This is a genomic window from Bifidobacterium sp. KRGSERBCFTRI, assembly GCF_025908335.1.
Map to the genome: position 1 here is coordinate 137,624 of NZ_CP109653.1, position 11,923 is coordinate 149,546.

An 11,923-nucleotide genomic window follows, 5' to 3' on the forward strand; every position below is an offset into this window, starting at 1 on the left:
CCTCGATTCCCTGACCGTTCCTCTTGATCCTTGAATGAAATTTGTCTTCTACTGTAAGTAACTTACCCTGTAAGACAAATTGTGTTTTGCGTATGGAGCGGCTATGGATTACCAACTGGAGGCGGTGCACGAACTGATGTTCGCGATGTGGGCGTCACGCTCGAAGGCGACGCGTTCATTCGAGCGCGGTGCGCAGGGCGAGATGTTCGTGCTCCGCGAGCTCTCGTTCCAAGGCGCGCGTACGCCGTCGCAGCTCGCCCAGGCGATGGGCGCGACGAGTGGGCGCATCTCGTCGATTCTGGCCAGTCTCACGAAGAAGGGCTGGATTGTGCGCACGGGTGATCCGCAGGACCGCCGGAGCGTGGTTGTCGAGCTGTCCGACGAGGGAAGACGTGCTGTGCGTCAGCGCAGCGACCGTCTCATTGAGAACCTGTCGTGGGTCTTCTCGCAGATGGGAGAGCGCCGCACGCGCGAATTCGTGGGCCTGCTCTCCGAATTCATGACCTACTTGTCGATCTGCGAGCCGGATGGCTCTTACCCCACCGTCGAACAGGTCGAGGAGGCGTTCGAACGTCGCGCCCGACTCCACGAACGTATGCGCGAGATGGTGCGCAATGGCGAGCAATGGCATGGCTCGTGCAGGCCGCATGATGCGCCGTCGTCGAACGACGCCGACGTCGACCGTCCCGTGCAATAAGGACGCCGTGCGCAGCTCCAGAATCCGCACATCATCTGTTTGAGAAAAAAGCTTACGGTGTAAGGAAAAATATGATACGAATCATGAAATATCTCTCCAAAACGGAGATAGGGCAGCTGGTGTTGTCGCTGGTCACCATTGTGGGCCAGGTGTACTTCGACCTCGAACTGCCAAGCTATATGTCACAGATCACGCGGCTCGTGGAGACGCCGGGCAGCCAGATGCGCGACATCTGGATCGCCGGCGGCAAGATGCTGCTCGTCTCGCTCGGCTCGCTCGCATGCGCGGTGATCACCGGCTACTTCGCCGCGCGCGTGGCGGCATCGTTCGGCCAGCGTCTGCGCTCGCTCGAGTTCCGCAAGGTGGAGTCGTTCGGGCCGTCCGAAATGCACCGCTTCTCCACGGCGAGCCTGATCACACGTTCGACGAACGACATCACGCAGATTCAGATGTTCATCACGATGGGCTTGCAGATGCTCATCAAGGCGCCGATCATGGCCGTCTGGGCCGTGTGCAAGATCGCCGGCGAAGGCTTCGAATGGACGCTCGCCACCGGCATCGCTGTGGCGATCCTCATCATCTCGATCGCCGTGCTCATGGTGCTCGTCATGCCGAAGTTCAAGGCAATGCAGCAGCTCACCGACGACATCAATCTGGTGACGCGCGAGAATCTGACCGGCATGCGCGTCGTGCGCGCCTACAATGCCCAGGACTACCAGGAAGGCAAGTTCGAGCGGGCGAACAGCAATCTGACGAACACACAGCTGTTCACGAACCGCGCGATGTCGGTGATGATGCCGCTCATGGGCACGATCATGAACGGGCTGTCGCTCGCAATCTACTGGATCGGCGCCTACCTGATCCAAGACGCCGGCCTGACCGACAAACTCACGTTGTTCTCGAACATGGTCGTGTTCTCCAGCTACGCCATGCAGGTGGTGATGAGCTTCCTGCTCATGAGCATGGTGTTCGTGCTGTGGCCGCGCGCCGACGTCTCCGCACACCGCGTGCTCGAAGTGCTCGACACCGACCCGCTCGTCAAGTCCGGCACCGCGGAGCGCGGGCTCACGGTGCAGGAGGCCAAGCAGCGCGGAATCATCACGCCAGCGGAACGTGCGCGATATGCCGACGACCTCGAGCTCGCCGGCGAGATCGAATTCCGCGACGTGAGCTTCACCTACCCCGATTCGCGCGAGGCGATGCTCGAACACATCAGTTTCACGGCGAACAGGGGAGACACGGTGGCGATCATCGGCTCCACCGGTTCGGGCAAGTCGTCGCTCATCAATCTCGTGCCGCGCTTCTACGATGCGACGGACGGCGAGGTGCTCGTGGACGGCGTGAATGTGCGCGAATACGACTTGAAGACACTGCGCGACAAGATCGGCTACGTGCCGCAGCGCTCCTTCCTGTTCAAAGGCACCGTCGAATCGAATGTGAGCTACGGTGACCGGCCCGACGAACCCGAGGACGTGCCAGTGATCGACGTCTCGCGCATGAGCGGCCGCAAGGCGGAACGGGAGTTCCTCAAGGCCGGCGAGGCGCGCGAGCTCACCGCGCAGGAGGCGAACCGCGTGCGCGAGGCGAGCGACATCGCACAGGCCACCGAATTCGTAAGCAAGATGCCGAAAGGCTTCCAGTCGCCGATCGCCCAGGGTGGCACGAATGTGTCGGGCGGCCAGAAACAGCGCCTGTCGATTGCGCGCGCCGTGTACCGCGACCCGGAGATTCTGATCTTCGACGATTCGTTCTCGGCACTCGACTTCAAAACCGACCGCGAGGTGCGCGACGCGTTGAAGGAGACGGCGAAGGACGCGACGAAGCTCATTGTGGCGCAGCGCGTCGGCACGATCATGGACGCGGACTGCATTCTCGTGCTCGAGGACGGCAAGGTGGTGGGTCAAGGCACGCACCGCGAACTGCTCGAGACCTGCGAGGTGTACCAGGAGATCGCGAAATCGCAGCTGAGCGAGGAGGAGCTCAGTGCGTGAGTGGGGCGGCGAATGCCGTATGCACATGTATGGGTTTGAGATAGATAGGATGTGAGGATATGCCAGGACCAATGGGACATGGGCGTGCAGGCGCGCCCGTGGAGAAAGCCGATGATTTCGGCGGCGCGCTCAAGGAACTGATGCGCTTCAGCAAGCGCTACATACCGGCGATCGTCATCGCGCTGATCCTCGGCGTCGGCGGCGCGATCTGCCAGATCATAGGGCCGGACTACCTCGGCGATATGACCGACGAAATCACCAAGGGACTGCCTGCGCTCGTGCACGGCAAGCCGGTGCTGCGTTCGATCGACATGACCGCGGTGACGCGCATCGGATGGACGCTCGTGGCGCTCTACGTGGGCTACGCACTGCTCTCATACGTGCAGAGCTGGATGATGGCCACCGTCACGCAGCGCACGGCGCAACGCCTGCGCGCGGCCATCGACGTGAAGATGAACAAGCTGCCGCTCAAATACTTCGACGAGCACAGCACCGGCGACGTGATGAGCCGCATCACGAACGACGTGGACGCGGTGGGCCAGACGCTCGGGCAGTCCCTCGGCACGCTCATCTCGTCGGTCACGCTGTTCGTGGGCTCGCTCGTCATGATGTTCGCGAACAACTGGATCCTGGCATTGTGCGCAGTGGGCGCGACCCTGCTCGGCATGGTGCTCATGCTCGTCGTGATGAGGTTCTCGCAGAAGTACTTCGTCAAGCAGCAGATGGCGCTCGGCGACGTGAACGGCCATGTGGAGGAGATGTACAGCGGGCACACCGTGGTCAAGGCCTTCGGCGGCGAGGCCGATGCGATCCGCAGATTCGAACGCTACAACAACGACCTGTACGACTCGGGATGGAAGAGCCAGTTCATCTCGGGCCTCATGATGCCAATGATGAACCTCGTGGGCAACCTCGGCTACGTCGTCGTGTGCGTGGTCGGCGCGGCGCTCGCGATGAACGGCTCGATCGAATTCGGCGTGATCGTGGCGTTCATGCTCTACATTCGCCTGTTCACGCAACCGCTCTCGCAGTTCGCGCAGGCGTTCCAGAATCTGCAACGCTGCGCCGCGGGCTCCGAACGGGTGTTCACCTTCCTCGACGAACCCGAGCTCGCCGACGAGTCCGACAAGCAGCCATTGCTCGGCTACGGCAGCAACGGCGAGATCACGCCCGTCGAAGGCCGCGTGAGCTTCGAGCACGTGAAATTCGGGTACGAGCCGAACAAGCTCGTCATCCACGATTTCTCGGCGGACGTGGAGCCTGGGCAGAAAGTGGCGATCGTGGGGCCCACCGGCGCGGGCAAGACGACGATGGTGAATCTGCTCATGCGATTCTACGAGATCGCCGGCGGGAAGATCTCGATCGACGGCATCGACACGAAGAGCGTGCCGCGTTGGAACGTGCACGACCAGTTCTCGATGGTGCTGCAGGACACCTGGGTGTTCAACGGCACCGTGCGCGAGAACGTGGCGTATGCGAAGGAAGACGTGACCGACGAGCAGGTGGTCGCCGCCTGCCGTGCCGTGGGACTCGACCGTTACATCCGCTCGCTGCCAAACGGCTACGACACCGTGCTCGACGAGTCGGCCACGTTGTCGCAGGGGCAGAAGCAGCTGCTGACGATCGCGCGCGCCATGGTGCAGGATTCGCCGATCCTCATTCTCGACGAGGCGACGAGCTCGGTCGATACGCGCACCGAGGAGCTCATCCAGACGGCGATGGACAAGCTCACCGAAGGGCGCACGTCGTTCGTCATCGCACACCGGCTCTCCACGATTCGCGACGCCGACATGATCCTCGTCATGCGCGACGGCGACATCGTCGAGCGTGGCACACACGAGGAACTGCTCGCGAAGCACGGTTTCTACGCCGACATCTACAACGCGCAGTTCACACTCGCGCAGTAGACTGCATCTGGGCTCACTGGGTGACCTCTACACCGTCGGACGGTGCGCTGTCCTGCGCGGTGTCGCCTCGCGCATAGAACACGGTGCCCGGTTCGAGTTCGCCATCGAGCAGCGTGGAGACGGTGACCGGCGTGAATCCGCGTTCGCGCAGGCCGCTCACAATCTGCGGGATCGCTTCGACTGTGCGCTCGTTGCCGTCGTGCAGCGCAATGATCGCGCCCGACGATGCGCCATCGAGCACGGTTTTGGCGATGTCGGCGGCGGATGCCTGCGCGTCCCAGTCGCGTGAGTCGACGTTCCACAGAATCACCGACTGCCCGCTGCGTTTCGCGGCGTCGACGACATCTTCGCTCCACGCGCCGTCCGGCGGTCGGAACAGCGTCGGCTTGCCCGCGCCCGCGCTTTCGATCACGTCATCGGTGTCGTTGAACCATTTGGTGAGTTCGGCGGGGGAGAGCGTGTGCAACTGCTTGTGTCGCCAGCTCATCGAGCCGATTTCGTTGCCCTGCGCGGCCATATTCGCGAGCAGTTGTGTGTTGCTGCCGGAGACAAACTGGCCCTGCACGAAGAACGTGGCCGGCGCATCCGCCTGCTTGAGCGCGGCGAGCAGCTGCGGGGTGATCTGCTTGTTTGGGCCGTCGTCGAAGGTGAGGGCCACGCAGGCGGCGAATTCGCAGTCGAGCGGCATCGCGTTGATCACCGCGTTCGTGGCGTCGGTGAGTGAGCCGAGCGCATCGTTGACCTGCGGATTCGTAGCCGTGGAGCCCGGTTCGAGCAGTGCGCCCGCGTTGGCGATCTGCGCCTGCAATGCGGCGCGCAGATTCTCGGCCGCCTTGTTCGCCGAGCGTTCGTATGCGGCCTTCGCAATGGTGAGCTGCTTCTGCAGTTCGCCGCGCCGGTTCGAGTTGCGCGCGCCCTCCACGAGTCGGCGCAGCGTGTCGGCGTCGGTCTGCACGTCGCGCATGCGGTTGACCATGCTCGTGCTCGCGGCGCCGAATCTGCGGGTGAGCTCGTTGAGGTCGTCGGTGCTTTGCCTGGTGTCGCATTCGGATTTCACGAGCGAGGAGACCGTATGCGTGTCGTCGATGTGCTCGATTTTGCTTGCCAGCGCGGTCGCATGATCCTCGCTGATCGTTTTGCCGTCGCCTTTCGCGAGCTTGCCGGCGTTGGCAAGCGTGACCGTGTACGTGGTGTTGAGCGTGGCGAATTCCCGTTGCGCGGATTCGCAGTCGGCGAGCGCGGCGGAGTGCTCCTCCTCGGCATGCCGGTGGTTGGCGCGGCTGATTGGAATGATGATCGCGGCAAGCACGCCGACAATGATGAGCGCAGTCACTGCAATGGCGATGACGGCGTTGCGGCGTTTGCGGGGCGCGGTTGGTTCGTATGCAGCGGAATCCGCGGCGGAGCCAGTTGCGGTGTCTGCGAATTCGGCGTGCATGGTGTCGAAATCGTCGGCATGCGCGGTGCTGTGTTGTGTGGTGCCATGCTGTGCCGCGTCATGTGGTGTGTCATTGCCCTGCCCGGAAGATTTGCCGCCCATGTTCGCCCCGTTCTCCGGCGTTGTGCAGTCTGTTCTGCCGTTGCTAGTGTACCTTGCGGAGGCAACGGAGGCAACGGAGGCAACGGAGGCAAGCGGATGCGCTGGTGTTTTTGTCAATCTGCGCGGGAAAACGCGACGATATGACGAAATCTGGTCATCAGTTTCGTCATTGGCTCGCAAAAAGCCGCGCAGATGACGAAACCCGGGTGCTGGTTTCGTCATTGTTGCAGATTCGCGCGGCGCAATGACGAAAACGGCGCCCGGCAGAGTGTGCGATAGCCGAGCGGATGGCGCGCTTGCAGATAATGGCGCGACTGCAGATAGCCGAGCCGCGGCGGCCAATCTGCAATCGACTTCAATCGCAGATGTGCGGCTCAGCGTTTCGTTGGGGATGCAGCCGGAGACGCGCGTTTGAGCAGCGTGCGCTTCATCGCCGGCACATAGAACAGTGTGAGCCAGGCGATTGCGAACAGGAGGCCCGCGCACACGTCGCTCGCGTAATGCACGCCCAAATAGACCCTGGTGAACATGACGACCGGCGGGATCAGGCACAGCAGCACGATTGCGACGATCTTCCCCACGCGGGCGCCCGAATCGCGCGCGGTGTGCCAGTAGCGGTACAGCAGGTAGACGATGAATCCGTAGAACGCCGTGCTCACCATCGCGTGGCCGGAAGGGAAACTGTACCCCTGCTCGAACACGAGATGCGGGAAATCCGGGCGTGGACGGCGCACAATGTGTTTGATGATCTCGTTGAGCACATAAATGCCCGCGAGATTGACGGCCACAGCCACACCGATTTTCCAGCGCTTCACCACGGCCAGCACGGCGAGCGCGACCGCCGCCACGACGATCACGGTGATCGACCCGGAAAGCTGGGTGAGCATGCGCATCACGCTGGTCATGCCGGGGGTCATCACATGCGCGGTGATCCAGCCGTATACTGCGGTGTCCATGCCGAGTATGTGGAACCGGCACACCGCGATCGTGAACCACAGCGCGCCGATCAGGCTCAGCGCGCCGATAATCTGCCAACAATGTTTCCTCACGAACAGCGAATCCATAGTGCCAGACTAGCGGGCAGCCCAATACAATGGTGTCGACGACAACGATGTACGAAAGACGTGTCAGGAGAGCAAATGAGCGACATGGAAGACCGCATGCACACCGGCGAGATGTACCTGCCTCACGATGAGCAGATTCTCGCGCGCCAGTTCGACTGCCTTGAGCGGCTCTACGATTTCAACCAGACGCGCCCGCACGAGCTCGACCGCCGTGCCGAACTGCTGCACGACATGTTCGCCGAGATCGGCGACGCCTGCTACATCGAACCGCCGTTCCACGCGAATTTCGGCGGGGCGCACGTGCACTTCGGCAGCGACATCTACGTGAACTTCAATCTGACCTGCGTGGACGATACGCATATCTATGTCGGCTCGCACACGATGATCGGGCCGAACGTGACGCTCGCGACCGCCGGGCACCCGATTCTGCCCGAACTGCGCGAGCGCGGCTACCAGTACAACATGCCGGTGCGCATCGGCGAGAACTGCTGGATCGGCGCGGGCGTGGTCGTGCTGCCGGGCGTGACGATCGGCGACAACGTGGTGGTGGGTGCGGGCAGCATTGTGACGCGCGACCTGCCGTCGAACGTCGTCGCCGTGGGCAATCCGTGCCATGTGCTGCGCGAAGTGGGCGAGCGCGACCGCGAATACTATTTCAAAGATCGCCGGATCGACTGGAATGAGATGCGCGCCGACGAAGCCGCCCACTGACGCTACAATATGGGCGAATATGTGCGCCGCGCCGCCGATTGCGTCGCGGTGTTTGGCGTTCGGCAAGCGGAAGTGAAGTGAGGTGTTGGCATGCGCGCGCTGAGGCGGTTCTACCGGCGCAACCGAACATTGGTGACGTGGGCGGTGCTGTGCGCGGCGTCGATGGCATTGGTGGGCCATGTGACCTGGCTGCCGGGCGCGGACTCGCTGTTCACCCCGGTGAGCGGCGTGAGCAGTTTCGTGCTGAGTCCGGCGGCGGGCGGCGCGCTGCTGTGGCGGCAGCGTTCGCGGCGCGCAATCCGCTGGTATGTGGTCGCCGTGCTGCTCGGCGCCAGCATGCCGATGCTGTGGGGATATTTCCGCAACGAGTGGGCGAATCTGCAAATGCCCACGACGCTTGACGGTGTGGTCGCCACGGTTTCGTCGCTCGCTCCGGCGATTCTGTTCGCGCTCGGCGCGTTCTGCGTGTACCGGTATGCGCTCGGCGGGCGTCGACGCCGGCGTTGGTAGCGTGCGTTTGGCGCGGGCGCGGGGCGGGTGGTGCGTGCGTCTGTCGCCGACGCTGGTTTTGGTGACGCGTGCGTTTGTTGCCGATGCCAGCGCTCGCGTTGGTGGCGCGTGTGTCTATGAGGTCATGGTTGCAAAAGGGGCATGTCACAGTGTTCTGGAGTGCCTGCTCGGGATTGAAGTTGCAAAAGGGGCACGTCTGTGCGCTCCAGGATGGCTCGCTTTGCAGTCCCGGCCTCACGTGAGCATATTCAGGCATCTTAGATAGTCAATCTGAGATTATGCCTGCAAAGGCGGCACGTGGATCCGCTTGTTATGTGCTGCTCTGAGATTGGTATTGCAAGGGTGGCACGTTGGTGTGCTGCATGCGTGCTGTGTTGAGATTGAAACTGCAAGGGTGGCATGATGACGCGTTCTGCGTGTGCTGTGTTGAGGGTGGTATTGCAAGGAAGACCATTTTCTCTGCGTCTTCGCTGCTCGTGCTGCCAGTGCGATGGCCTATGATCTGCAAGCAAGAGAAAAGGCCGGCGGTTCGTGTGCCGCCGGCCTTCCAGAGAGAAGAGAAGAAGAAAGAAGGGGTCAGCTCTTGAGCTGATGCCTATATTGTAGACTTGCAATGCTTGAGGCTAATATAGAGCATCCTGAGAGTTTGCTGTGAAATTGAGCCAGGTCGATTTCCTGCGCTGTTTCGCAGATGCGCGGCATATTGCGTGGGTTTTTCGTAATCCATGTCGTTTGCAGACCCCGCCGCGGTCCGGTGCGCGGACGCTTCCGAAGACCCGGCCGCAAGCGGGTGCTTTCTTGGCTCCTTTTTCGGAAGACTCCGTGAAACATGCCGTGAAACTGCGGTTCTGCGGTCTGCTATGCGGAAGCGTCCGTGAGATTGACCGCGTAGGGAGCAGTTTATGGTCGGTTGTGCGGAAGGTTCCGTAAAACAAACCGCAGATTTCAGCGTATGCGCAGGCCCGATCAGCTTGCCGGGCGCGACGCGAACTAATTCTGCGGCACTGCGCCCTCCTGTGAATCCAAGAAGACCGGCACATTGCTGTCGTCATACTCATAGATGCCAATCGATGCGGTGCTCGGGTCGTGGGCGTTGTTGAAGACGCCGATTGAGGTCTTGCCCACGTACTGAATTTCCTTGCCGCTCTTCATCAGGGCCACGCAGTCTTCGTAAGATTCGCATTTCTCGCCTTTGGTGGTACCCGAAACGGCCATGAGGTTCTTCTGCACCGTCTCGCTGTCGGCCGCGCCGCCTTTCTCCGCGGCCAATGCGGCAAGGACCATGGCGTCGTAGGTCTCGGTGTTATAGGTGTAGATCGTCGTGTCGGGCGCGATGGTCTTGAGCGCGTTCTGGAACTCGGAGGTGGGGTGTGCGCCGGGAATCGTCCCCTTCGAACCCTTGAGCAGCCCGCTGGTGAAATCCTTCGAGTGGTCGACCATATTGCTGTCGGGCATATAGAGCTTATGGGTGTCGATGCCCTTGGCCGCCAGTTCCTTGACGAGCGGGATCGTCTGGTCCGCCGCTATGACCAGCACGGCGTCCGGATTCGTCGCCTTGATGTTCGTGGCGATGGATGAGAAGTTGTTCTCGGCCGGGTCGAAGGTCTCCGTCTCGCCGTACACGACGTTCACCCCGCCTTCTTTCAAGGTTTTGAGCACTTCTGCGCGCAATGAGATTCCGTACTCGTCGTTGAACACCGCGATGGCAAGATTTTTGATGCCGTCCTGTGCGATGAGATCTCCCATGACGACTCCTTGCACGGTGTCCGGCGGGATCGTGCGGAAGAAGTAGTCGTCGAGTCCGGAGAACGCCGTGGATGTGGCGCCTGGCGAAATCATAGGGATTTTCGACGTCGTCACTTGCTTATAGGTGTTCTTGACGACCGAGCTCAACGGCGGGCCAATGACGACCGACGGGTTCTTCGAAAGTACCGACTGCACTGCTGTTGCGTTCTGGTCCGCATGCTCCGCGTCCGAGGTGTCGGCCGTGATGGTGCTGATCTTGTTGCCGAGCACTCCGCCCGCTTCGTCAATGTCCTGCTCGGCGAGCTTCATGGTAGAGACGTTCGAGGGGCCCAGATATGCCGCGGTTCCGGTGAGCGGGAACAGACCGCCCGCAACGAAGGTGTCTTCCGCCGCATTTGCCGAGCTGTCGGCTGTTCCCGTGCCGCATCCCGACAATGTGAGCACTGCCGTCGCCGCCATTGCGGTGGCCGTGGTGCGCCATGTCTTTCGATTGGGCTTGTTCATTTGAATCGCCGTTTCCTCTCTTGCTTGGACCCGAATGCCTTTCGTCCCCTGATTGAAGGTGTGGTGCGAGTCAAGCTGGTGTGATTCACGTTCGCGAATTGCAACGGACGGTGCTGTGACCGCCATTCGATCATACGATCGGTGAGCGCATGGGCAGATCTGCCATAGAATTTTTAGTTATACGATTGTCTATTTATATATGCAATTCTGTGAATCTGCAGAGTAGATTATCTGCCGCTCGTTACGAGATGTTCGCAGAACGTTAATGGTTGGTAAATGGTTTATCTTTTTATAAAAATGCGGAAGTAATTTTGCTGTATTGATATTTTTAGAGAATAGTGTGCAGATTGATGCCGCTTCTGTATTGGATGCAAATTCCGCGTCGTCGTCTGCGGTGGTTTTCTGAGGATTTTGCGGCCTCGGTCATGGGGAGATTGCTTTGCGGTCTGTTATGCGGAAGATTCCAAGAGGATGACCGCGGAGATGGCAATCTGCGGCATGTTGCGCGGATGGTTCCGTAAGCAGTGCCGCGGCGGGGGCGATTGGCGGTCGGTTATGCGGCAGATTCCGTGGGATGGACTGCGCAATGGTCATCGGGCAGCGAGCGTGGGCCACAGCAGGGAGGCCATGTCGTGCGCCCAGGTGTCGTGGGAGGAATCTGAAAGCGCTTTGGCGGCCATCATCGATCCGATGACCGTCTGGAACAGGAACGGCACGCTCACATCTCCGCGGAATGCGCCAGAGGAGACCCCGCGACCAATGAAATCGGCGAAGCGCTGCTGGGCGGGCGTGACCACTCGCTCGGCGAGGTTCGCGAGGTAGTCGTTGCTCGACGACAGCACGACGCCGATCGCCTTGAGTCCAAGTTCCTCGTCGAAACAGTCGACAATGCATTTGAGCACACCGCGCAACCCGTCGAACGTGGTGTCGAATCCGCTGAAATCGAGCGGCTCGCCCACGGCGACCGAGAGGTGGCGCAGCAGGTCGTCGGTGTTCGCGTACCGGCGGTAGATCGTGGTCTTCGCCACGCCGGACCTTTTGGCCACGGCCTCGATGGAGACCGCGCCAATGCCTTTCGCGAGAATGAGCTCGAGCACGGCGCGCGTGATCTTGCCGTCGGTGCGCTCGCGGCGCAGCCCATGCCGCGGAATGCCAAGCGCCGGGCGGGGGGCGCGGGCGCGAGCGGAGGAAGCAGCGCGCGCGGCGGAAGCAGAAGCGGAGGAAGCGGAGGAAATGGAATGCATGGCGTCACC

General features: G+C 61.4%; 9 protein-coding genes. 5 read left to right on the top strand and 4 right to left on the bottom strand.

The genetic code is table 11. The annotated features are described in order from the left end of the window. The first annotated feature begins 103 nt into the window (after positions 1-103). From OGI63_RS00595 to OGI63_RS00605, 3 genes are all read left to right on the top strand, one after another. Positions 104-697: a MarR family winged helix-turn-helix transcriptional regulator gene (locus tag OGI63_RS00595; protein ID WP_004218469.1), complete on the top strand. Its 594-nt coding sequence runs from the start codon at positions 104-106 to the stop codon at positions 695-697. A gap of 71 nt (positions 698-768) precedes the next feature. Continuing rightward, positions 769-2,688: an ABC transporter ATP-binding protein gene (locus tag OGI63_RS00600; RefSeq protein ID WP_004218470.1), complete on the top strand. Its 1,920-nt coding sequence runs from the start codon at positions 769-771 to the stop codon at positions 2,686-2,688. A 71-nt stretch (positions 2,689-2,759) separates the two neighbouring features. Then, a complete protein-coding gene (locus OGI63_RS00605; RefSeq protein WP_004218471.1) occupies positions 2,760-4,595 on the top strand; it encodes an ABC transporter ATP-binding protein in 1,836 nt (611 codons plus the stop codon). A gap of 13 nt (positions 4,596-4,608) precedes the next feature. Here the strand turns inward: OGI63_RS00605 and OGI63_RS00610 are convergent, their stop codons facing one another. Together OGI63_RS00610 and OGI63_RS00615 are read right to left on the bottom strand one after the other, a co-directional pair. Then, complete coding sequence (locus tag OGI63_RS00610; RefSeq protein ID WP_004218472.1) at positions 4,609-6,135, bottom strand: polysaccharide deacetylase family protein; 1,527 nt, start codon at positions 6,133-6,135, stop codon at positions 4,609-4,611. 374 nt (positions 6,136-6,509) lie between these two features. Then, positions 6,510-7,199: a phosphatase PAP2 family protein gene (locus OGI63_RS00615; RefSeq protein WP_004218473.1), complete on the bottom strand. Its 690-nt coding sequence runs from the start codon at positions 7,197-7,199 to the stop codon at positions 6,510-6,512. A gap of 75 nt (positions 7,200-7,274) precedes the next feature. On the opposite strand from OGI63_RS00615, the gene OGI63_RS00620 reads away from it, so the two are divergent. Together OGI63_RS00620 and OGI63_RS00625 are read left to right on the top strand one after the other, a co-directional pair. Continuing rightward, positions 7,275-7,910: a sugar O-acetyltransferase gene (locus tag OGI63_RS00620; protein ID WP_004218474.1), complete on the top strand. Its 636-nt coding sequence runs from the start codon at positions 7,275-7,277 to the stop codon at positions 7,908-7,910. A 90-nt stretch (positions 7,911-8,000) separates the two neighbouring features. Continuing rightward, positions 8,001-8,420 (top strand): hypothetical protein, encoded by a 420-nt coding sequence (locus OGI63_RS00625; RefSeq protein ID WP_004218476.1) that lies wholly within the window; start codon positions 8,001-8,003, stop codon positions 8,418-8,420. A 990-nt stretch (positions 8,421-9,410) separates the two neighbouring features. Here the strand turns inward: OGI63_RS00625 and OGI63_RS00630 are convergent. Continuing rightward, positions 9,411-10,670 (bottom strand): ABC transporter substrate-binding protein, encoded by a 1,260-nt coding sequence (locus OGI63_RS00630; protein ID WP_004218478.1) that lies wholly within the window; start codon positions 10,668-10,670, stop codon positions 9,411-9,413. A gap of 590 nt (positions 10,671-11,260) precedes the next feature. Beyond that, entirely contained in the window at positions 11,261-11,914 is a 654-nt protein-coding gene (locus tag OGI63_RS00635) for a TetR/AcrR family transcriptional regulator (RefSeq protein WP_004218480.1), read from the bottom strand. Between the last annotated feature and the right edge of the window lie 9 nt (positions 11,915-11,923).